This window comes from Arthrobacter oryzae (assembly GCF_030812315.1).
GTDB lineage: Bacteria > Actinomycetota > Actinomycetes > Actinomycetales > Micrococcaceae > Arthrobacter > Arthrobacter oryzae_B.
This window is the reverse complement of record NZ_JAUSSM010000005.1, coordinates 44,467-66,740: the sequence shown is the minus strand read 5'-3', so window position 1 is coordinate 66,740 and position 22,274 is coordinate 44,467. Positions and strand designations below refer to the sequence as shown.

The window sequence follows — 22,274 nt, the reverse complement described above, 5'->3', positions numbered from 1 at the left end:
GTTTGGGGGCAGCGCGAAATGAGTGGCGGCTCCGTTTTCGGCGCGCAGGAAGATTTCTACGGGCAGCCGGGCGGCCTTACTACCTTCACGGGCAGCCGCTCAGGGGCTGGCCGGCAGCCGGAAGCCGACGTCGGGCGGTCCCGGTTCCCGGGCCCGTGCCGTTCAGCTCAGGGATGACGTAACTACGCGGTGCCGGGCAACCCGGCGTGGCGGGCACCGTAGGCCACCATGGCCAGGTCTTCCCGGTGGCTAATGCCGAGTTTCGCGAACATCCGGTACAGGTGGCCTTCCACGGTCCGGAGCGAAAGCCCAAGCTGAAGGGCGATCTCGCGATTGCTCGCCCCGGCCTGGACAAGGGCTGCGATTTCCTGCTCGCGCCGCGTCAGCTTGTGCAGGTCCGGCGGCATCTCAGCGGCGGAGGACCCGGTCTTGTTGAGGGCTGCATTGCGTTGCTTGACAAGCTTCTGGGCCTCGAACTGACGGGGTTTGTCCCCCCTGGTCTCCAGTATCCGCAGGGCGTGGGCAGCGCATTCCGCGGCGGCCAGGTCCAGGCCGTCCCGGGCCGCGGCATCGCTCATTTCCACGAGCCGGTTGACGTCCTTCGCGGCGAGCGCACGGCAGTACGCGGCCACAAATTCCGCGCTGCGGCCTTCGCAGCCTTCCGCCGTGGCGGCAAGGCGCGGCACCACTGACAAGTCGCCGAGCCGGAGCACCAGGGAGAGGATCTCCACTTCATAGCTGAGGAAGCCGGACGCGGCGGCGGCATCGGCGAGGGCCATCAGCTTTGACACGGAAGCCTGGACACCGATGCGTTCGGCCCGTGCTGCCACGGCATAGGCCCGCCCCAGCAGCGAGGCATGGCGATGGTCCGACAGCAGCGCGTCGTAGGCGTCGGCATTTGCCTTGGCCGAGTCCGTCCGGTTGAGGATGGACGCTGCATAGGCGGTGGCCGCGAGTGCATCGGGCAGGTCACCGCCGGCATCGGAGAGGCGCAGCACTTCGGCGGCCTGGCTTAGTTTTGGCAGGGCGGCACCGATGGTGCCCCGCCGGAGGTCTGCGTTGCCGGCTGCGAGGTGAAGCATCCCGCCAAAGTAGATCAGGGAGTTGGAGGCCTGGGCGATGTGGTTTTGCAGATAGTCATCCAGGACATCGAGTTCCCCCGCATGGAGCAGCGCCAGCAGGTAGCGCCGCATCACGAACTCGGCGTACTCAAGTCGTCGGTCACCGCTGGCGGCGAGGATGTCCTCGACCACCATCACCACCTGGAGTGCCGAAACGGCCCGTCCCGTAAGTGCCAGTGACTCGGCCAGCAGCGTGCCGGCCAGCAGCCGGGACTCGTCGTCGTCCGTGGATTCCCAGATCTCCTGCAGTTCCGGCTCTGCTTCCACGTGGCGTCCAGCAGCCTGGTAGCCCTCCAGGGCCAGCAGCCTGCTGCCCAGCCGGGCGGTCTCCAGCTCTTTGGCATCGAACCCGGGATGGGCCTCTTCCAGCCTGGAGACGGCCTCGGCCCAGGCATCGGCGGCCCGCAGCACAGCCTCCGGCCCGTTGCGATGCCCGGCGGCCAGTTGGGCCGCCAGCATGGAAGCCTGCCGGACGGTGCGCAGATCGGTCGCTTGTTCCACCACGCCTTCGAGGCACAGGCTGGCTCCCAGCGGATCCCGGCCGTACAGCTTGGCGCGGGCAAGTTCCACTTGTGCTGCGAGCTTCAGGGACGGCTCCCTGATGGCGCCCACTACCCGTTCCACGTATTCGGGAATGAACAGGCGGTTCGCCAGCTGCGCGGCCTCCAGGATGTCGGCGTCGGGAACGGTTGCACCGGACTCGAGTGCCCAGGTGACGTGCCGCAGCCTGCCGTCCAGTGTCTCCGGGCGCGAGTCCAGAAGGTTGACGATCCGCCGTCGAATGGTCACGCTGCGGGCGGTCGGCACCAGCTGCCTGATCACCTCGCCGATCAGCGGTTGCGCCAGGCGGACGTGCCTCGCCGGGTCTGCGGAAATCGCGATGAACTGAAGCTCCTTGAGTTCGTCGACGGCGCGGCTGTCGCTGGCGCGCTGCAGGACGCTTAAGGGGATGGCTTCGGCAAGCGCCACTGATTCCAGGGCCTGCCGCTGGTCAGGGTTCAACTGCATGATCTGGTTCCTGACCAGGTCCATCAGCCGTACGGTGGCCGCTCCCGGCTCGCCCAGGAGTACCCAGGTGTCATTGCGCCGCAGCAGGTGGCCGCGGCTCCTGGCGTGGGCTATCAGTTCCAGCAGGAACATCGGGTTTCCGCCGGATGACCTGAACAGGACGGCGCTGGCACTGGGCACGAGCGGTGAGCCCAGCGTCCGGGTGCAGAGCTCTTCGACCTCGTCCTTGGTCAGCGGCTGCAGCTCGAAGCGGTCCACCAGCCCTTCCGACCACATCGACAGCACTTCCGGCGGCGGCGAAGGGTGCGGCCTGCACAGCAGCACCACCCTGGCGGCTTCCGCGGCAGCCAACTGCGCAATGACAGCGGCACTGCTGTCATCCAGGTGGTGCGCGTCTTCGACCACCAGCACGGCCTGCGACTGGTCCCTTTGGCCGTGCGGATTTAGTTCCGTCACGAGCGCCTTAAGCACGGCACGGGGCTGGTCCGTCTGACCGGGTGTCAAAGCGGTCAGCAAAGGGGCAAGGGCCGCGTAGGGAACCTCGGACAGCGACGGCCCCGCATAGACGTAGAAAGGACGGACGCGGCTGCCAAGCTCAAAGAGCACTTCGTTGGTGAGCGCCGTCTTGCCGATGCCGGCGTCGCCGAGGATCAGGGCGCCCGGGCCGTTCGCGTCCACCAGGCAATCAACAACCGAGGCAACCATGCCGAAGCGCCCGATCAGCCGCTCTGCCGCGAGGGTGGTTTCAGTCATGGCTAGTTATCTCCTGTACTGCCAAGGGCTACCGGAAGCTCCAAGCGCTCTTCGATTTTTAGCTTGCCGTAGATCTGGTACAGGTGGCCCTCGACCGTCCGTACCGAAACGTGGAGCTGGGCCGCGATGCTCTTGTTGCTCGCTCCGGCTGCAGCCAGCTGCGCTATTTGGAGTTCGCGTGCGGTGAGCGTGAGCCTGTCGTGGTTGCCGTCCTGCGGCGTCCGCAACTTCCTGCGGCAGGTTTCCGCCAGGTGCTTGGCCTGGCGGATCAGGCTTCTCTCGAGCCGCGCCTGGTCGAGGTTCAGGACCGACTCGGCGATGTCCAGGGCAAATCTGTCATTGTGCAGCCGGGCTGCGAGGTTGGCGGCGGCCATGAGTTCGTCAGCTCCGCCGGAGATTACGCCCCGTGCGTACTGCGTGCACAGTTCCGCAAAGGGTCCCTGGCTGTTTAATGCGGCATCCAGCAGCCGCGGCGCTGCAGCGGTTTCTCCCAGCCTGACGGCCGAGCTCAGGCACAGCAGCTCATGCCCCACCGTACCCGTGGCGCGGTCCTCGTCTGCCAGGCGCAGCAGCTGCTCAATCCCGGTCCGCGGGCCATCCAGCTCCGCCCGCGCCAGCGCCGTGAAGTACCCTTCCGCCCTGGAAACCTTCCATGTTTTCCGCCTGGAGCCGGAGGCCGTCTCTGCCAGGTAGCCAAGTGCCTGCTCGCGTTCACCCTGCAGGGCCGAGGCATATGCGGCCGCCGCGCAGGCGAGTGTGAGGATGCCGTCGCTGTCCTGGATCCGCAGCTGGCTGATGCCGGGAACTAGCAGGTCCAGCCCGTCGCGTCCGCGGCCCTGCATGCAGGCGCAGATCGCCTCGGGCACTTCGGTGGCGCTGAACCGCCGGTAGACGGCGAAAGTCGGCAGCCAGTCCTCGGTGGGCAGCGTCTCCGTCGCCTCGTCCCACCGGCCGGCCACCAGGTAGGCGAAGCGCAGCCGCGAGATCACTGACTGGGCGATAGCCACCGGAATTTCCGGCCGCAGGCACTGCAGCTTCAGCTGTTCGGCGAGATCGGCGGCGTCGGACTGTCGACCGGTCACGGCCCAGGCTTCGCACAGCCAGCTGCCTGCCTGAAGCCGGAATTCCGCGCTGTGGAATTCAACGTTGTCCAGGGCTTCGGCAAGGCTGGCAGCCATATCACGGTAGGTACCGGCGTAGCTTGCCGCTTCGGCTTCGGCCAGCGTCAGCTGTTCCCGGATGCGCCGGAGGTCCGGCACCGACAGTTCGGCGGCCGGACCTGTTGAGTCTTCGTAAAGTACCTTCCGTGCCCGGGTTAGGGAATCCGGGGCCTCTTGCCAGGCATCAGGGGTGGCGAGGAACACCGAGCTCTCCGCCAGGAGCAACCCGATCCATTCCGCGAGCGCGGGGTCACCCCGTGACACCTCGCGATGTCGGCGGACCACTGCCAGGGCCTCCTCGACCTCGCCGAGCGTCATCAGCGCCGTGACCTCCTCGGTGACCGCCGCGGCTAGCTCCTCATGTGCCTTGATGGTGCGGACAAACCGCAGCGCCAGGGCAGCGTCCAGTCGTCGGTTGGCGAGTCGTGCCGCGGAGAGGGCTTCATCCGTCGACAACACTGCGCCGCAATCGAGGGCCCAGACCGCGAACGGCAGTTCCGTGGCTGGCGTCCGAAGGGAAGGTGCTGCAGCAGACAACACCATTTCGCGGAGCTCGTTGCTCCGGCCCGGCGGGACATTCTCCCGCACCACATCGGCAACCAGTTGGCTCTGGATCCTGACGCGGCGGGGCAGGGAGTCCTCGACCGCCAGAACTCCGCGCTCTTCGAGGGCGTCCACATCGTCGGCGTCAACAAGCGTGAGCAAGGTATCCAGGGGCAGCGTCTCCGCCAGCGACAGGATTTCCAGGATTCGCCGGTCAGCCTCGCCCATGCGTCCCAGCCGCGTGGCGATCAAGTCACTGATCGCCCGTCCGTGAACATGGTGTTCCGCCGTCAGCACCCAGACGCCGTCCCGGACAACCAGGGAACCAGAATCGGCGAGCTCCATCGCAAGCATCTTCAGGTAATGCGGGTTGCCGTCGCTGGCCGCCCACAGCGATTGGACGGCGGAGTGCGAGACTTTGGCGCTGAGGCCTTCCTCCAGCCAGCTGACAGCCTCGCGGAAGGACAGCGGTTCGAGGTTTACGCGAGTGAGGAACCCGCCATCACAGAGTCCTGAGATCTCGGCCGAGAGCCGCAGCGGGTCCGAGCACGTCAGGACCAGGCGGACGGCGCGGTTCCGTGCCAGCTGCGCGATTGTCACGGCGGTCAGTTCGTCAGCTTCGCCGGCGTTGTCGACAAAGAGGTAAACGGTTTTTCCGTTGGCGCGTTCGCGCAGGAGCCGCATGAGTCCGGACAGGACCAGGACGGGGTGGTTCAAGTACCCGGGCTCCAGGTCGCTTAACAGCATATTGAGTGCGCCGTAGGGTGATCGGGAGAGGGCTGCGCTGCACCGGAGCGTTACTACCAGGGAATCGTCGCGGAACTGTTTGAGGGCGTGGGTGGTGAGGAAGGTCTTCCCGGTGCCCGAGGACCCGGTTACCAGCACTCCCCCGGTGGACTCGGCCAGGGCACGGGTAATGTCGCTGACAGCCTGCTTCCGACCGATCAAAGGCCATGCGGCGCTCCGTGTCATTCCGGCGGATCTGGTGGCGTGTGTACTGGCCACGCTATCGGCTGTCAACATGAGTGAGACCTCTGTATTTATTAGCGATTCCTGGTAACCCAAATTAACCAGCTGGGACGCCCGCGGACACCAGTAGTGAGTACTCGAATTTGCCCGTTACTCATACCTGTACTTGGAAGGCAGGTACCCCCGATCGCGTTGTCGGGCTACGCAGGGAGGCCCCAGGGACGCTGCTAGCCGCCGGGAACCCGATAAACCAGGGCCGTCGGGCGGCCAAATAGTTAACGCGTCCGCCGTGGCGGCGCCGGTTCGGCACCGCCAACGAGTAGTACCCGGCGGCCAGGTACTTATTTCCCGGGCTTCCTGGTGTCCCCATTCGCCGTATCTTCAACAATTCCGGCGGCCGCGGCCAACTCGTCACGTCCGGCGATGCCGAGCTTCAGGTAGCAACGGTACAGATGGCCTTCCACCGTGCGAACGGAGATCTGCAGCTTGTCCGCGATCATGCGGTCGCTAAGGCCCGTGGCTGCCAGTGCAACAATGTTCCGCTCACGCTTGGTCAGGATGGGTGCCACCGTGTCCGGCTGGGCCTCGCTGCCCGCGTGGCCCAGCTCTTCATTGCACCGGGCAACGCCGGCGCGGGCCATGGCCGCCAGCTCCCGGTTCCGGCTGCGGTCCAATGAGGCCAGGGCAGCTGAGTAGGCGTCGGAGGCGAGCTGGAAGACAGAGGCAGCATAAAGGGCGTCCCCCGCGCGGAGGTACTGTTCCGCACTCCCGTCGGAGAGTGCGGAGCAGTACTTTGCCAGGGCTCCTGCCCAGGGGCCCTCTACTGAGCCGGCAACGGCAGCCAGCCTTTCCAGCCTTGTGGTGTCGCCTAGCGCCAGCGCCATGGCGAGGGCGTGCAGTTCCAGGTGGCGGGCATCCTGTTCCTCGGCTTCCTCCGCACTCTTGTTGAGGGCAGCGATTCCGCTGCCGTCGCCGCGCAGGTGTTCGTCACCGGCAGCGAGGAAATCGCGGCCAAAGGCCGTCACCAGGTGCATGCCGCGCTCGCCCCAGGCGTCGTAGTCCTGCTTCAGCCTGTCGGCCTCCGCGTTGCGGCCCTGCGTGGCCGCGACGTAGTAGGCCATGGCGGCGCAGAGCCGGAACATCTGCTGGGGATCGCTGTCGCGGAGGGCCTCGAGGCCAGTGGTCAGGAGCTCCAGGGCGTCGGCGAGTTTTCCCTGCCGGACTGCTATGTAGCCCATCACGACGTAGGCTGCGCCACTGAACGAAACCATGGCGGAGCCGAAAGATGTATCCGCGTAGCCCGCCAGGAGCTGCTGGGCCTCCGCCCAGTCCCCGGCGGCGAGGTCGCAGGCGACGAGCCGGACCACGATGAACTCAGGGAGGAAGAAGATGTCGTTGTCGGGCGGCTGGTCCTGGCCGTAGGCATCCATGGCGAGCTGGCGCCCCTGCAGCGGATACCCCAGCGCGCACAGCCGCTCAGCCTGAAGGGCAAGCGCCATTGACCTGGTGAGGGCGCCGTCGGGCTCCCCCGCCGAGCTGCCGGCCTCCAGCAGTTCAGCCAGCAGGGGGCCCATCTGCCGGTAGTCGCCCGACAGCGAGTGCGCCATGAGTTCCACCAGCGTTGCCCGGCGTGCCGTGGCCGCGAGAATACCGGGCGCGTCCGCGGGTTTGGCCGCGGCCTCTTCATCGCCCCATTGCCGGAGCCGGCGGGCATCGTCCGCAATCTCCGAGGCGGGATGCCCGAGCGCCGTCCGCGTGGCGGATCGCAGGAGGCTGTTGACTACCATGTGCGTGAGGCCGCTGCCGGCGTCGACGTTGATGTTCAAAAGGGCGGCGGCTTCTTCGTAGTGCCCGAGGTTGTAATGCGATCGGGCCATCACCGCCCGGGCAGTCTGCTGCAGTTCGGGGTCCTGGACGGCCCAGGCGATGCGAAGGGCCGTCTCGCTCTGGAAGAGTTTGCAGGCAAGCACAGCGGCCCGGATCAGCAGCCGGCCCGGCACTTCCGCGCCGCAGTCCAAGGACCAGGACACCATGCGGAGCAGTGACTCCGGTTTGTCCGCAGAGACTTCCATGCGGGACACGAGCTCCCGGTGCAGCTGAAGACTCCGGGCCGCGGGAACGATCCTGCGGAGCACTTCCCCGTAGACCGGGCTGACCAGCCGAAGAGTTGGTTCGCTATCCACGGACTGGACCACCAAGCGCTGGTCCAGCAGTTCCTTGACTGCCGGCTCACCCGCGATTTCGCCGACAAGGGTTCTATCGACAGGTTCAGCGAGGGCGATGAGGTTCAGCGCCTCACGGCCGTCGGTCGAGATGCGCATGAGCTGGACCTTGACGACGGCGGTAAGTTCCAGGGTACGGACATGCGAGGAACCGGCGTTGAGCCAGACCCCGTTCCGCTGGATCAGGTCACCGGAACGCTGGGCTTCACGGACCAGGGTTTTGAGCAGGAGCGTGTTCCCGCCGGCTTCCTGCCAGAATTCACGCGATGTGCTGTTGAGGACTTTGCCGCCGAGCAGCGCCTCGCAGAGACGGTGCCCCTGGTCCAGGGTCAGCGGGGCAATATCGAACCGTTCGGCAGTCCCGTCGTGCCAGAGCCGGAGAAGGGGCTGGGGTATGCCGGGCCTCGGGATGCAGGTGGCCACGAGTTTGGCCCATCCTGCCTGCACCAGTTCGGAAATCATTTCCGCCGTCGCGGTGTCCAGATCGTGGGCGTCATCAACCAGCAGCAAGGCGGGTCCCGGATTCTTCCTGGCGGCTTCGAGGTGCGCCCACAGGGCCCTGAGCACGGCTACCTTTGACGTGACGTCCTCAACGGAGAGGTCAGACAGGTACGGGGACAGTGCCCCATAGGGAACGGGCGCCAGTGACGGGCTCCCGTGGACTGTCATGACCGCCGTCCGGCCTTTTCCTGCGCTATTCAGTTGCGCCAGCAGCGAGGATGCTCCCAGCCCGGCGTCGCCCACGACGAAAACTGCCCAGCAGTCATCCGACGCAAGTGCGTCCTGTACTGAGGACAACATGTCCCCCCGGTCTATCCAGGGCTCACCAGCATTCTGACGCTGGGTCCCGGCGCGCGGCCGCACCGAAACCTTCCCATCAGACTTGAGCGGATCCTTCAAGCTCACTCCTCGATGAAATCCCCATTTTCGTGAAGATTTGGTAGAGATGGCCTTCCACAGTCCGGATGGAAAGCTGCAGCCGGTTGGCAACCTCCTTGTTGCTCAACCCCTGACTGGCCATCCTGGCAACCTGCCGTTCCCGTTCGGTCAATTCCGGTCCTACCGTATGCGGCATCAGCGGCAGCACCGGCAGGGTCTCCACGAGCCGGTCCAGGCGATGCTGGGCCGCCCGGGCGGACTGGGAATCTCCCTTTTCCCTGGCAATGTCCAGCGCCAGGACCACGCACCGGGACTCCACCGCATCGAGGTGGAGCTCCTGGGCCAGGGACGCCGCCTGAAGCAGGACCTTGGAGTCCTTCTTTCTGCTCCCCTCCCCGACCAGACGGTTGACGCTGGCCATTTTTCCTTGCCGGCGGGAGGAAATTTCGATCAACAGGACAAGCTCTTCCTCCGTTCCATGCACCGTAGCACCGAACAGGCTGATGGAGGCAGTGGTTGTCCGCCCCTTGGAAATGTCTTCGTGGGCCGACTCGATCAGCTTCTGTTTGGCTCCCGGATCCTTGAGCCACCGCCTGGCCATCCGGACGCAGAAGTCTGCCATCCAGGAAGTGAACCACGCGACATGCTGCTCCTCCTGCGCCGCCAAATCCAGGAAATTGCGCGACTCCTGGATGTCACCTGCCTGGGCATAGGCGAAGGCAAGCGCCGAGCAGGCCAGGGCTGGCCCGTAGTAGCTCCGCCTGATTTCCAGCTGCGCCTGGGCACCAAGCAACGTGTCGATGGCAAGGTCGGCCCTACCGGCATAGGTGTAGGCCACGCCGAGCGCGAGTTCGGCCGCCCCGCCGAGGTACTGCATGATTTTTGGCTTCTGGTCCAAGGCCTCGGTGAGGATCCTGACGCAGTCCTCCCATTGGCCGCTGCAGAGGAGGGCGGCGAACAGGCCTTCCGCCCGCCAGCTCAGCATGCCGGGCACAACGTTGGACTGCTCCATCCTTTGCTGAATCTCGGCAGCCAGGGCCATCGCGTCCGCTTCCCTGCCAAGGACTGCCCAGGCCATGGTCAGCAGGCAGGCGCAGTTCAGGACGTACAGCGGATCGCCGTCTTCCTTATAGGCCCGCTCCAGGTCTTCGGCAACGGCTTGGTAGTCCCCCTGGTGGACCATCTGTTCGAATTCCGCGAGCCTGATCAGCTCATGCGCGCGGGCAAAGTCGGCTGGCGTCTCATTGCCGATTGATGCCCGCTCCCGCCGGGCCAGCTCGTGCCGTGCCGCCGACAGGATGCCTCCGATCCGGCTGTACCCGCCGTGGACCCAGAGCAGCGAACTGCAGAAATCCAGGACGTAGTTGGCGTAGGCTGCGGCCGGAAGCCCGGAAAGCTGCTCGTCCGTGACTTCCTCCAGGACGGCCACGGCGGATTCATGCTCGGCCAGTGTCATGTAGGCGGCGGCCCGCTGCTGCGCTGCCTCCGCCCAGTGCGGGTCTTCAACGCGGATCTGGGCCAGGGCCTCAAGGGCGAACATCGGGTCAAAAAGCCGGTTTGCCGCGACGGCGGCGGCCAGCGCGAAGGCTGGCTCCACGGGTTCGCCGCAATCGAGCGTCCAGGCCACGTAGCCGAGGAGTTCCTCGACATCCATCTCCGCCGGGGTTGCCCCCACAACCCTTGCCACGAGCTGGTGCAGTTCCTTCCGCCGCGGAAGGTCCATCCAGCCGCGGATGACTTCACCGACGTAGTCGTCCTTCAGGGTGACCCAGCGCCGTCCGGTCTCGCCGACCTGCAGGTAGCCGGCCTTTTCCAGATCCGCGACGACAGCGGGATCCAGGACGTCGAGGAGGACAAACAGCGGCACCCGTCGGATCAGGGCAAGCCACTCCAGCCCCTCCCGGACCTTGGGCGACTCCCTTGCCAGCCTCGACCTGACCAGGTCCACCAGGGCGTCGGCTTCCGCAAGGTTGATTTCCCCCCTGAGCGCCCAGACCTTTCCGGCCAGGTGGAGGTTGCCCGAACGCAATTGCTCAATAACGATGGCCTGCAACACTAGGGGATTTCCGCCGCTCGCTGCATAGAGCGAACTGGCGGCTGTGGCCGTCACCGGACGCCCCAATACTCCGGCAAGTAATTTGCTCACTTCGGGGCGGGAAAAAACCTCGAGCCGGATTTCCTCCAGTGAATTGTTGCGCAGGAGCCGGATCAGGTCTTCGGGCATGTCCGTTACGTTGCGGACGGTGACCATGAGCTTCGCGGCGCCGCTGAGGATGAGGTGCATGAGGACTGCCGTGCTCATGCTGTCGATGGCCGGCAGGTCCTCCAGCACGACCAGGACGGGACGTCCTGCGGCGTCCTCGCGGATCAGCCGGGAAATGCCGTGGACGATTTCGCCCGGTGATTCGAGCGCATGGCCGGGCAGCCGGGCCACGAGAAAGGCCAACTGGCCAAAGGGGATGGCCGGGTCGGTTGATGTTCCGTGCAGGTGGATTACATGCGTCTTCCCCACCAGCTTGGCTTCTACAGCACGCGCGAAGGTGGACTTGCCGACTCCTTGGGCACCGACCACGACGACACCGTGAAGATCGCTTTCCTCGAGGATGGAAACAACGGTGGCCTGGATTTCCTGCCGCACAAGGGACGACCACTTACGACGCTCTGAGGCGCCCATGCCCCGGCGTTCAGTCTCCAGCAGCCCCCCATGTTCAGAGCCGTGTGATGCAAGCACGATCGATCACGCTACCTTCGTGGCTCCAGCTGATGCGACTTGGCTGCGCCGTCGGGTTTTTAGTTTTCCGATGCCGCCAAACGAGGCAACAAGACCTTGAATGTGAAAATTACCATAGCAGATATGACTAAACAATTAGGCGACTTAATTGACCTTGTTAACCAATTGCCAGGTACTAACCGCAGCGTGTCCCCCACCCGCACATTACCGCCATTCAGGCCGGCTGCGTGGCAAAGTTACTGAACTGCACTGTGATATTTCTGCTGTGCCGCCGGCAGGCCGTCCGTGACCACGGTCTCCACGGCATCCGCGGCGTCATCCAGGAGGAACGGGAGCTCTTTTTTCTCGGCGGCGGCGAAATCTTTCAAGACGAAGTCCGCGGTGTCCATCCTGCCCGGCGGGCGTCCCACTCCGACGCGGACCCGCAGGTAGTCCTTGGTGGCCAGGGCCTTCGAAATGTCGCGCAGGCCGTTGTGTCCCCCTTCGCCCCCGCCTATTTTCAGCTTGACCGTATTAAAGGGAATGTCGATCTCGTCATGGACGGCGACCACATGCTCCGGATCGATGTCGTAAAATTTCGCCAGCGCGGACACCGGCCCGCCCGAGACGTTCATGTAGCTCATCGGCTTGGCCAGCACGACGCGCGGTCCGCCAATGCCGAGCCGGCCCTCCAACACGTGGGCGCGCGCCTTATGCACTTTGAAGCTGCCCCCTACCCGGCGCGCCAATTCGTCCAGCACCATCTGGCCGACGTTGTGCCGGTTCTTGCTGTATTCGGTGCCGGGGTTGCCGAGGCCTACGATCAGCCAGGTGTCAGTCATGCGTCAATCCTAGGGTGGTCAGGGTCCGGCCGCTAAGGCAGTGCGCCGGCTGCGCCAGGCCTGCAGCAATGCGGCTGAGGTTGCGGCGGGGGTCTTCTAATACGGCAGTGGCCGGGCCCCGGCAGGGGCCCGGCCACGAAAATCGGGCTGCCGGAATTACTCGGCTGCCGAGGATCCTTCGGTGGTGTCGGCCGAAGCCTCTTCCTCGGAGACCTCGGTGGCCTCGGAGATGTTCACTACCAGGGACTCGGGATCAGCCAGCAGGACGGAGCCCTTCGGCAAGACCAGGTCGGAAGCGTGGATGTGCTCGCCGGCGGAGCGGCCTTCGATGCTGACCTCGACGGCGGTGGGCAGGTGCGTTGCCTCAGCTTCGAGGGACACGACGGTCATTTCCTGGTTGTACACGTTGCCCGGTGCAAGCTCGCCGGTCACGTGGACGGGAACGTCGACGGTAACCTTCTCGCCCGTGCGGACGGTCAGAAGGTCAATGTGCTCGATGATCTGCTTGATCGGGTTGCGCTGGATGTCCTTGACGAGCGCGAGGTGCTGTTCGCCGTTGATGTCCAGGTTGAGCAGGGCGTTGGCAGCGCGGACAGCCAGCGTGGTGGCCTTGGCCGGCAGGGTGATGTGGATCGGCTCTGCGCCGTGACCGTAGATAACGGCCGGGATCCGGTTGTCCATGCGTGCGCGGCGGGCGAAACCCTTGCCGAATTCGGTGCGTACTTCTGCTGCGAGCTTCTGCTCAGACATGTAAATCTCCTTGAAATCTAAACGGTGTTCAGCAAGGGCGGAGGTCTGTTTGCGACCTTCAACGCCGGGCGGCCCGTGGGCGGCCCTTCAAGAAGGGAGATTCAGACCCAGTCGATAACGGAGACTGCTCTCCCTCGCCAAGGTATCGTTGACCAGCCTACCAGCGTCGGGCCCGGTTACTGAAAACGGGCCCGACGCCGGCTTTGGCGGGTACGGGGATCAGGCGTTGCCGTCGAAAAGGCTGGTGACGGAGCCGTCGTCGAACACCTCACGGATGGCGCGGGCAATCAGCGGAGCGATGGACAGCACTGTCAGTTGCGCGAAGCGCTTGTCGGCCGGAATAGGCAGCGTGTCGGTGACCACCACTTCACGGGCGCCTGATTCGGCCAGCCGGCGTGCGGCCGGGTCGGAGAAGACGGCGTGGGTCGCCGCGATGATGACATCCTTGGCTCCGGCGTTCTTGAGCACCTGGACGGCACCGGAAATGGTTCCGCCGGTATCGATCATGTCGTCGATCAGCACGCAGGTGCGGCCCTCGATCTGGCCCACAACAGTCTTGGAGACGGCCTGGTTCGGAACGGTGAGATCGCGGCTCTTGTGGACGAATGCCAGCGGGGCGCCACCGAGGCGCTCAGCCCACTGTTCGGCCACACGGACGCGGCCGGTGTCCGGCGAGACAACAGTGATGTTATCCGCTGCCACCCGCGTGCGGATGTAGTCGGCCAGCAGCGGGATGGCCATGAGGTGGTCCACCGGGCCGTCGAAGAATCCCTGGATCTGCGAGGTGTGCAGGTCAACGCTCATGATGCGGTCGGCGCCGGCAGTCTTGTAGAGATCGGCCACCAGTCGGGCGGAAATCGGCTCGCGGCCACGGCCCTTTTTGTCCTGGCGGGAGTAAGGGTAGAAGGGCGAAACCACGGTGATGCGCTTGGCGGATGCCCGCTTCAGCGAATCAATCATGATCAACTGCTCCATGAGGTGGTTGTTCAGCGGTGCCGGGTGCGCCTGGATGACGAAGGCGTCGGTCCCTCGGACGCTCTCCCCGGCGCGCACGTAGATTTCCCCGTTCGCAAAATCGTAGGCATCCACCGGCAGCAGTTCAGTGCCCAGCTCCTTGGCGATCTCCCGCGCAAGCTCGGGGTGTGCCCGCCCTGCGGCGAGAACCAGTTTCTTCTCGCCGCGTGCCGTAATTTCGGTCATGATTGCTTGCCCTCTTCTGTAGGTGCCGGGGTGCTTGAGGAATCCAGGGGCGGCTGTGCCGCGGCTGTTTCGCTGACCGGCGCCGTTGCCCCCGCGGCTTCGGCCAGTACTGCTGAGATGGAGCCAGGGCGGTGCGAGATGACCCAGCCTTCGGCGTTCCGCTGCTTGGCCACTGAGATTGCCAGCGCGCCTGCGGGAACGTCCTGGCGGATGACTGCGCCGGCACCGCTGTACGCGCCGTCGCCTACTTGGACCGGAGCCACGAAGACAGTGTTGGAACCCGTGCGGACGCCCGAGCCGATCACGGTGCGGTGCTTGTGCTCGCCGTCGTAATTGGCCGTGATGTTGCCGCAGCCGATGTTGGTGTCCTCGCCGATCTCGGCGTCACCGGCGTACCCGAGGTGCGACAGCTTGGAGCCCCGGCCAATCGTGACGTTCTTCGTCTCGTAGAAGGCGCCGATCTTGCCGGTCTCCCCCAGCACCGTGCCGGGGCGGAGGTAGGTAAACGGCCCGACGCTGGCGTTGGCGCCGATCGTGGAACCGGAACCGTGTGTCCGGGTCACTTTGGCGCCTTCGCCTACGGTAACGTCCGTCAGCGTGGTATCGGGGCCGACGACGGCGTCCCTCGCCACCGTTGTGGCACCGTGCAGCTGGGTGTTGGGCAGGACGCGGACGTCCTCTGCCAGGGTCACCGTGGAGTCGATCCAAGTGGTGGCGGGATCCACGACCGTGACGCCGGCCCGCATCCAGGCTTCGACGGTGCGGCGGTTGTGCTCGGCGCCCAGCGCCGAAAGCTGCACGCGGTCGTTCGCGCCCTCGACCTGCCAGCGGTCGTTGGTGACAACTGCGGCAACGCGGCCGCCCGCTGACCGTGCCAGCCCCAGGACGTCGGTCAGGTACATCTCGCCCTGCGCGTTATCCGTGGTGACGTGGAGCAGTGCGTCGCGGAGCACCGCGGCGTCGAAGGCGTAGATCCCCGAATTGATCTCGCGGATCCCACGTTCCTCGTCGGACGCGTCCTTGTGCTCCCGGATGCCCGTGACGGTGCCGTCTGCGGCGCGCAGGATGCGGCCGTAACCGGCGGCGTCGTCCAGGACTGCGGTCAGGACGGTGACCGCGTTGCGTTCGTGTTCGTGGATCAGCACCAGTTCGGCGAGCAGCTCCGCCGAAAGCAGCGGGACGTCGCCGTACGTGACCACAACGGTGCCGTCGAGGGGACCGCCGGCGTCGAGGGCCTCCAGCGCCGCCTGCACGGCGCGGCCGGTGCCGGGGACTGCATCCTGGTCAACGATCAGCGCTGCGGGGTCGAGACGGGACACATGCGCAGCCACGAGGTCGCGCTCGTGCCTGACCACCAGGGCAAGCTGACGTGGGTCGATGGTGCGGGCGGCACGCAGGGCATGGCCAACCAGCGACAAGCCGCCGATTTCGTGAAGGATCTTGGGGGTCCGCGACTTCATCCGCGTGCCCGCACCTGCAGCTAGGACGATGACGGCGGCGGGGCCGGTTGTCTCGGGGCTCACGTACAGGCTCTCCTTGCTTGGTGGATCTCAGTTGCGCGCACTTTCACACCTTGCCGGCCTGTCCCGGATACACGACCCGTACAGCGGCAGTTCCGCCCATAGGATTCGAACCTATACTCCACGGCTCCAAAGGCCGGGGTGCTGCCATTACACCAGGGCGGACCGTGCCCGGACCCGCAGCCCCGTGGCACGAGAACCAATTCTGCCACGAAGGTCGGCGCTCTTGCGACTCGGTGCTCTCTCCTAAGACATTCCCGTTAAGGCATGATTGGACGGTGAGCAAGATCAACGGTGCACCCGATGGTGCCGGAAACCATCCAGGCAGGCCCGTCAGGGCTCCCGGGTACGTGCCCCGGCCCCGCATGACCGGGGCGCAGCGCCGCTCACAGCTGATTGACATCGGACGCGGCCTTTTCGCCGTCCGCGGCCTGGACGGCACCACCATCGAAGAGATTGCCGCCGCGGCAGGCGTTTCCAAGCCCGTTATCTACGAGCACTTCGGGTCCAAGGAAGGCCTCTACACCCAGGTGGTGGAATTTGAGTTCAGGATCCTGCTGGCTGCCATCAACGACGCCCTGACGGACGAAGCGAAGCCACGGGTCCAAGTGGAGCGGGCCGCGCTGGCACTGCTGACGTACATCGAGGACCGCACGGACGGTTTCCGGATCCTGATGCGCGACGCCCCGCCGTCGCAGCCCGAAGGCGCCTTCTCCACGCTGCTCTCCCATGTCACGGCACGGGTGGAACACATCCTGTCGGACGAGTTCGCCCGCCGCGGCTTCGGTGCGGCCGACGGCGCCATGTACGCGCAGATGCTGGTGGGGATGGTGGCGATGACCGGGCAGTGGTGGCAGGACAGCCGGACACCGGACAAGCGCGCCGTGGCCGCCCACCTGGTGAACCTCGCCTGGAACGGCCTCACCGGCCTGCAAAAGGAACCCGAGCTGAAGTCCGAGGCTTAATCTCCCGGTCGCCTTCGCGGCGCAGCGGCCCTTCGCACCGCTATTGCCGAAAGTTCCGTTCGCGCCCGCGCCCGCCAACAGTCCCTAAGTAGGTCCGCCGCGCCGTCCCACGAATGCAATTGCCGAAGGTTTCGCGCGTTGCCCACTGTTCCACGGCGGGAAGTGACGTTCCTCGCCGGAGGCGGTCCTTCGGAAAGGAGCGCATCGCGACGCGTCAGGGCCTGGAGGTCGCCCAGCGACCGGAATGCCCTCTACGCGTCGTGTCTAAGCGACGGCGAAGAACCGGCTCCGGTACCCAAGGCGAGCACCGCTGGCGGGACTAAGTGTGGGCTATTCGCCGAGGACTTCCAGGGCCTCGAGCCATTCGAGTTCCAGGGCTTCGCGTTCTTCGGCCAGGGTCTTCAGCTTCTTGTTCAACTCGGCCATCGTGTCGAAGTCGTTGTCGGCTGTGCTCTTGACCATCTGGGTGTGGATCTTGTCTTCCTGCTGCGTCAGTTTGCCCAGCTGGCGGTCAATCCGGTTTTTCGCCTTGCGGGCGTCGCGCTTCTCCGCTTCGGAGGCGCCGGCGACGGCCGTCGCGGAACTGCCGCTCGCGCCGGTCACGGGGTTGCCTCCGCCGGTGATGGTGGAGCCGGCCAGGGCGCCTTCGCGCAGTTCAAGGTACTGGTCCACGCCGCGCGGCAAGGCGCGGATCTTGCCGTCGCCCAGCAACGCCATCTGGTGGTCCGTGACGCGCTCCAGCAGGTAGCGGTCGTGGCTCACCACAACGAGCGTGCCCGGCCAGCCGTCCAGGACGTCTTCGACGGCCGCCAGGGTGTCCGTGTCGAGGTCATTGGTGGGTTCGTCGAGCATAAGCACGTTGGGTTCACCCACGAGCAGGCGCAGGAGCTGAAGCCGGCGGCGTTCGCCACCGGAGAGGTCCTTGACCGGGGTCCACTGCTTTTCGTTGGTGAAGCCGAGCTGTTCCACGAGCTGGCCGGCACTGAATTCCTTGCCGCCGACGTTGAAGGACCGCTTTTCGCGCTCGATCACTTCGATGACGCGCAGGTCGCTGACGTCGTCGAGTTCCTTGACCTCCTGGGTCAGCACGGCGGTGACAACCGTTTTGCCCCGCTTGACCTTGCCGGACGTGGGCTGGATTTCACCGTTGAGGAGCTTCAGCAGGGTGGTCTTGCCGGCACCGTTGACGCCGACCAGCCCCAGCCGCTCCCCCGGTGCGAGGCGGAGGGTGATGTTGTCGAAGAGCTTCTGCCCGGCGTCGCCACCGAGGTAGTCCAGGGAGACGTGCTCAAGGTCCAGCACATCCTTGCCGAGGCGCGCCGTGGCCATCTTGCTCAGCGCCATCGAGTCGCGCGGCTCCGGGACGTCGGCGATCAGGGCGTTGGCTGCCTCAATGCGGAACTTGGGCTTTGCGGTGCGTGCGGGCGCGCCGCGGCGCAGCCAGGCGAGCTCCTTCTTAACGAGCTGCTGGCGCTTTCCTTCCATCACCGAAGCCGAGCGGTCACGTTCGGCCCGGGCCAGGACGTAGGCCGCGTAGCCGCCTTCGAACGGGTCCATGATCCCGTCGTGGATTTCCCAGGTCTTGTTGCAGACTTCATCGAGGAACCAGCGGTCGTGGGTGACCACCAGGAACGCACCCTGGTTGGCACGCCAGCGGGTCTTCAGGTGGCGGGACAGCCAGGCGACGCCTTCGACGTCGAGGTGGTTGGTGGGCTCATCGAGCATGATCACGTCATGGTCTTCGATCAGCAGCTTCGCGAGGGCCACGCGCCGTTTCTGGCCGCCGGAGAGCGCATGCACGTTGGCGTGCCAGTCGACGTCGGACACCAGTCCGCCCATGACCTCGCGGATCTGCGGGTTGCGGGCCCACTCGTAGTCAGCCTGGTCGCCGACGATGGCGGCGCCGACCGTCAGGTCGCCGTCGAGCACGTCGCTCTGGTCCAGGTATCCGATGTTGACCTCGCTGCGCTTGGTGACCCGCCCCGAATCAGGGGTGGAGCGCATCGCCAGCAGGCGCATGAGGGTGGACTTGCCGTCGCCGTTGCGGCCCACCATGCCGATCCGGTCACCCTCTTCGAGGCCGAGGGTAACGCCGTCGAGGACGGTGCGGGTTGCATACGAGACCGTGAGGTTCTCGCCGCCGAGCAGGTGAGCCACTGGGAACTGCTTTCTTCGGTGGAAATTGTAAGGAGTTGAACGCTATGGGTTAACAAGGTTCAAAAGGTACTGGTTCAAAAGGTACTAAAGGAGCGTATCGGAGATGATGCGCGCCCCGTGCACCGGTCCGTGGACGGCCAGGGCGTTCAGGCCGTGATGGCCGAGGTCTTCGGCGAGCCCGGCCGCTGCAGCGGGGCTGTGCGTGAGCAGGGCGACCGTGGGGCCGGAGCCCGAAATGAGTCCGGCGATGGCTCCGCAGGATTCACCAAGCCCAAGGGTATCGCGCAGCCCCGGCGCCAGCTCAATGGATGCACGCTGGAGGTCGTTGACCAGGACACGGCTGAGGGCGTCCGCGTCGCCGCTGCGCAGCGCCTGCAGGATCTTCGGGTCGACGGCGGTGGGCTCCTCTGCAGCCACGCCTTCGGCGAGGCGGAGGCGGTCCAGGGTCTTGAAGACGTCGGGCGTCGACAACCCATAGTCGGCCGTGACCAGGACCCAGTCCATTTGCGCTTTGGCCAGCGCAGGAGACAACTCATCGCCAACCCCAAGGCCGACGGCGGTGCCGCCGAGTAGGGAAAACGGGACGTCGGCTCCGAGTTCTGCGGCCAGGTGGGCCAGCTCATCGCGGGACAGTCCGCTGTTCCACAGTGCGTCGCAGGCAAGCAGCGTGGCGGCAGCGTCGGCTGAGCCGCCGCCCATCCCGCCGGCCACCGGCACACGCTTGGTGATCTCCAGGTGGACGCCGGTGGAGTGCTCGGACACGTCGGCCATAATGGCGGCCGCCTTATAGGCGAGGTTCCGTTCGTCGAGCGGAATGTCCACATCCTCAAGGTCCAGCGTGCTGGCCGGACTGATGCTGACGGTGATCCCCTCCGCGACGGTGCTGGTGGCGGCCACTTCCTCATAGAGGGACACTGCCAGGTAGACACTGGCAACGGAATGGTAGCCGTCCTCACGCAGCGGGCCCACATCCAGCGAGACGTTGATTTTGCCGGGAGCCTTAACCCGGACCGTCCTCGCGGCAAAGCGCCCTCTCACTGCGTTCATGAGTCCAAGCTATGGCATGGCAGTGTCAGGCTCCAAGCATGCACCCGGACAAGGACGCACAATGCGGGAGCGCCGTCCGGCCTCAACCCTGCTGGGCCTGGCGGGCTTCGGCAATCCTTGCGAACGCTGCGATATCGATCACTTCGCCCCGGGCGGTGGGATCCACGCCCGCAGCCAGCAGGCAGCGTTCGGCAACAGCTGCGCTTCCGGCCCACCCGGCGAGGGCCGCCCGCAGGGTTTTCCGTCGCTGGGCGAAAGCGGCGTCGATCACGGCGAAGACCTGTTCACGGGTTGCTGACGTCACAGGCGGCTCACGGCGGGTGAACGCCACAAGCCCCGAGTGGATCTTTGGCGCCGGCCAGAAGACGTTCATGCCGATCACCCCGGCCTTGCGCATGCTGCTGTACCAGGCGGCCTTCACCGACGGCACGCCGTATGTCTTGGATCCGGGACCGGCGGCAAGGCGGTCGGCGACCTCGTCCTGGACCATCACCAGGCCGTGCCGGAGGCTCGGGAAGTGCTGCAGGAGGTGCAGGACGACGGGCACCGCCACGTTGTACGGAAGGTTCGCCACGAGCGCTGTCGGTTCAACGGGCAGTTCGGTCACCTTCATGGCGTCCGCCAGCACCAGGTGGAAGTCCTTGGCGGCATCCGGCCGCCACTGCTGCACAGTGCCCGGCAGCTTCGCCGCCAGCACCGGGTCAATCTCGACGGCGACAACAGCCTTGGCTGCGTCCAGCAGTCCGAGGGTGAGCGATCCGAGCCCGGGACCGACCTCGAGGACCGTCTCATCGGCGTGGATGTCAGCAGCGGCCACGATCCGGCGGATGGTGTTGCCATCGATGACGAAGTTCTGGCCCAGGGTCTTCGTGGGGCGGACTCCGATCTCCTCGGCGAGCCGGCGGACATCGGAGGCGCCCAGCAGGGGTGCGGGCGCGGTGCCGGAGGCAGCGGGGGTCGGTTCAGTCACCTAGGTATCCTATCCCGTTGGCCTGCAGCGGCCGCGCCGGTGCGCGTCCGGGGACGGCGAGGGCCGGGCCCGGTTTTCCGGACCCGACCTTCGATTCCCCGCGGCGGTGGTCAGCTGCCGCGGCGGAATGTTCCGTCGTGCAGGGTTAGTGTGGTTTGCCGGCGGGCGGCCGGCAGGTCAGTTAGCTGGTCGCTGCCCAGCCGCAGCCCCAGGGCTGGAGGCCTCGCTGTGCGTAGACGCGGTTGGCGATGTCGATCTGCTGGGCCTTGGTGGCGAGGCTGGCGTTGGGTGCGTACGCGCCGCCGCCGGCTCCGATCCAGGTCTGGATGTCGAACTGCAGGCCGCCGTAGTAACCGTTGCCGGAGTTGATGGACCAGTTGCCGGTGGATTCGCACTGCGCGATCTTGTCCCACATGGCTTCGTTCATCATGGCGGGGGCTGCTGCACCGGTGTTCGCACCGGCGGCTTCGGCCTCCGGCTTTTCCTTGGTCCCGACCGCGACCTTTTCCGTCACTGGCTGGACGGAAACGGTCTCGGAGACCAGGGTCCGGGAGGCTTCGCGGCCGTCCACGAGCACCAGCTTGAAGTTCTTGTCCACCTTGCCGGGAACGCCGGCCTGGGTGACCTTCTTTTCGCCCACGAAGAGCTCCGCACTTTCGGAACTGAGCGTCTCGAAGGGAACCTCCTCGGTGGTGGCGGCAGTCTTCGAGGAATCAACCCGGGACACCTTGATCGCCATGTCATTGACTACGTGGGCGTTGCGGGGCTGGGAGAGCCTGTCACCGGCACCGACGGTGACTCCCGCGTCCTTGAGGACGTCGGCCACAGTGGCTGCAGTGGTGGTGGTCTTGGACGCCTTGCCGTCCGCCAGGATGCTGACGGTCTTGGGCGTGGAGATGGAGACGAAGGATCCGGAGACGGCCAGCTGGGCGTCCTTAGGCACGGAGACTTCCGAGGCGCTGGCCACACCCAGTTCGGTGACGAGTCCTTCGACATTGGCCGAGGTGGTGTTGATTGTCTTCTCTGCACCGTCGAGGCTGATCTTCACGGCCTTGGCGAGATTGACGTTGATGACCGAGCCGTCCTCCACGCGGGCGTCCGCCGAGGGGGAAACCCGGTCTGCGCCCTGCAACTCCACCTTGGCGCTCTTGACCACTTCGCCTACGGTCCCGCCGAAGGTCTGGACGGAACTGACTTTTCCGTCCACGTTCAGGGTGACTGTCTTGTTGTTACCTACGAAGGCCACGAGGCCCAGCACGAGTGCAGAGAGCACAACGAGCTGGGCGCCGACCTTGACGAAACTGAATTTACCGTCGGAAGTGAAGAACTTGACCACGATTGCCCGTAACTCTAGGACCATCCGGGCACGGGGAATAACGCACATCACCCACCGACGCAAACACCCTCAGGGCAACTCCGGACAAGGTCCGGATGTTCGCAGCAGACGTGTGCGCCGCC

At 65.7% G+C, this 22,274-nt stretch carries 13 protein-coding genes and 1 tRNA gene; 1 reads left to right on the top strand and 13 read right to left on the bottom strand.

Annotation, left to right across the window (positions count from 1 at the left end; all coding sequences use genetic code 11):
- Positions 1-182: 182 nt before the first annotated feature.
- The 9 genes from J2S97_RS11500 to J2S97_RS11460 form a co-directional block, all read right to left on the bottom strand.
- Positions 183-2,882, bottom strand: a complete 2,700-nt coding sequence (locus J2S97_RS11500) for a helix-turn-helix transcriptional regulator (protein ID WP_307049467.1) — start codon at positions 2,880-2,882, stop codon at positions 183-185.
- 2 nt (positions 2,883-2,884) lie between these two features.
- A complete protein-coding gene (locus J2S97_RS11495; RefSeq protein WP_307049466.1) occupies positions 2,885-5,557 on the bottom strand; it encodes a helix-turn-helix transcriptional regulator in 2,673 nt (890 codons plus the stop codon).
- Positions 5,558-5,895: 338 nt separating this feature from the next.
- On the bottom strand, positions 5,896-8,577 hold the full coding sequence (locus J2S97_RS11490) for a helix-turn-helix transcriptional regulator (protein ID WP_307049463.1): 2,682 nt from the start codon (positions 8,575-8,577) through the stop codon (positions 5,896-5,898).
- A gap of 76 nt (positions 8,578-8,653) precedes the next feature.
- Entirely contained in the window at positions 8,654-11,386 is a 2,733-nt protein-coding gene (locus J2S97_RS11485; RefSeq protein WP_307049461.1) for a helix-turn-helix transcriptional regulator, read from the bottom strand.
- A 236-nt stretch (positions 11,387-11,622) separates the two neighbouring features.
- The gene (pth, locus tag J2S97_RS11480; RefSeq protein WP_307049460.1) at positions 11,623-12,207 is read right to left on the bottom strand and encodes an aminoacyl-tRNA hydrolase; all 585 of its coding nucleotides are present in this window, start codon (positions 12,205-12,207) and stop codon (positions 11,623-11,625) included.
- A gap of 156 nt (positions 12,208-12,363) precedes the next feature.
- Positions 12,364-12,957: a 50S ribosomal protein L25/general stress protein Ctc gene (locus J2S97_RS11475; RefSeq protein ID WP_307049456.1), complete on the bottom strand. Its 594-nt coding sequence runs from the start codon at positions 12,955-12,957 to the stop codon at positions 12,364-12,366.
- Between the two features lie 219 nt (positions 12,958-13,176).
- Positions 13,177-14,157, bottom strand: coding sequence for a ribose-phosphate diphosphokinase (locus tag J2S97_RS11470; RefSeq protein WP_028270407.1), 981 nt, complete (start codon positions 14,155-14,157; stop codon positions 13,177-13,179).
- Positions 14,154-15,680 carry a bifunctional UDP-N-acetylglucosamine diphosphorylase/glucosamine-1-phosphate N-acetyltransferase GlmU gene (glmU, locus tag J2S97_RS11465; protein ID WP_307049454.1) on the bottom strand — a complete coding sequence of 509 codons (1,527 nt, stop codon included), beginning with the start codon at positions 15,678-15,680 and terminating at the stop codon, positions 14,154-14,156. Before glmU ends, J2S97_RS11470 begins: the two co-directional genes overlap by 4 nt.
- A gap of 90 nt (positions 15,681-15,770) precedes the next feature.
- Positions 15,771-15,842, bottom strand: a tRNA-Gln gene (locus J2S97_RS11460).
- A 200-nt stretch (positions 15,843-16,042) separates the two neighbouring features.
- Between J2S97_RS11460 and J2S97_RS11455 the strand changes: the two genes are divergently transcribed.
- Positions 16,043-16,642: a TetR/AcrR family transcriptional regulator gene (locus J2S97_RS11455; protein ID WP_307049988.1), complete on the top strand. Its 600-nt coding sequence runs from the start codon at positions 16,043-16,045 to the stop codon at positions 16,640-16,642.
- A 330-nt stretch (positions 16,643-16,972) separates the two neighbouring features.
- Here the strand turns inward: J2S97_RS11455 and J2S97_RS11450 are convergent, their stop codons facing one another.
- From J2S97_RS11450 to J2S97_RS11435, 4 genes are all read right to left on the bottom strand, one after another.
- Entirely contained in the window at positions 16,973-18,799 is a 1,827-nt protein-coding gene (locus J2S97_RS11450; RefSeq protein WP_307049452.1) for an ABC-F family ATP-binding cassette domain-containing protein, read from the bottom strand.
- 84 nt (positions 18,800-18,883) lie between these two features.
- Entirely contained in the window at positions 18,884-19,846 is a 963-nt protein-coding gene (locus J2S97_RS11445) for a 4-(cytidine 5'-diphospho)-2-C-methyl-D-erythritol kinase (protein WP_307049450.1), read from the bottom strand.
- An 82-nt stretch (positions 19,847-19,928) separates the two neighbouring features.
- A complete protein-coding gene (gene rsmA / locus J2S97_RS11440) occupies positions 19,929-20,816 on the bottom strand; it encodes a 16S rRNA (adenine(1518)-N(6)/adenine(1519)-N(6))-dimethyltransferase RsmA (RefSeq protein WP_307049448.1) in 888 nt (295 codons plus the stop codon).
- 181 nt (positions 20,817-20,997) lie between these two features.
- Entirely contained in the window at positions 20,998-22,176 is a 1,179-nt protein-coding gene (locus tag J2S97_RS11435) for a resuscitation-promoting factor (protein WP_307049446.1), read from the bottom strand.
- Between the last annotated feature and the right edge of the window lie 98 nt (positions 22,177-22,274).

Coding starts and splice junctions, on each gene's coding strand:
- pth (WP_307049460.1), bottom strand. CDS start 12,207: ATGACTGACACCTGGCTGATCGTAGGCCTCGGCAACCCCGGCACCGAA.
- J2S97_RS11470 (WP_028270407.1), bottom strand. CDS start 14,157: ATGACCGAAATTACGGCACGCGGCGAGAAGAAACTGGTTCTCGCCGCA.
- J2S97_RS11500 (WP_307049467.1), bottom strand. CDS start 2,882: ATGACTGAAACCACCCTCGCGGCAGAGCGGCTGATCGGGCGCTTCGGC.
- J2S97_RS11445 (WP_307049450.1), bottom strand. CDS start 19,846: ATGAACGCAGTGAGAGGGCGCTTTGCCGCGAGGACGGTCCGGGTTAAG.
- J2S97_RS11475 (WP_307049456.1), bottom strand. CDS start 12,957: ATGTCTGAGCAGAAGCTCGCAGCAGAAGTACGCACCGAATTCGGCAAG.
- J2S97_RS11490 (WP_307049463.1), bottom strand. CDS start 8,577: ATGTTGTCCTCAGTACAGGACGCACTTGCGTCGGATGACTGCTGGGCA.
- J2S97_RS11455 (WP_307049988.1), top strand. CDS start 16,043: ATGACCGGGGCGCAGCGCCGCTCACAGCTGATTGACATCGGACGCGGC.
- J2S97_RS11495 (WP_307049466.1), bottom strand. CDS start 5,557: ATGACACGGAGCGCCGCATGGCCTTTGATCGGTCGGAAGCAGGCTGTC.
- J2S97_RS11435 (WP_307049446.1), bottom strand. CDS start 22,176: ATGGTCCTAGAGTTACGGGCAATCGTGGTCAAGTTCTTCACTTCCGAC.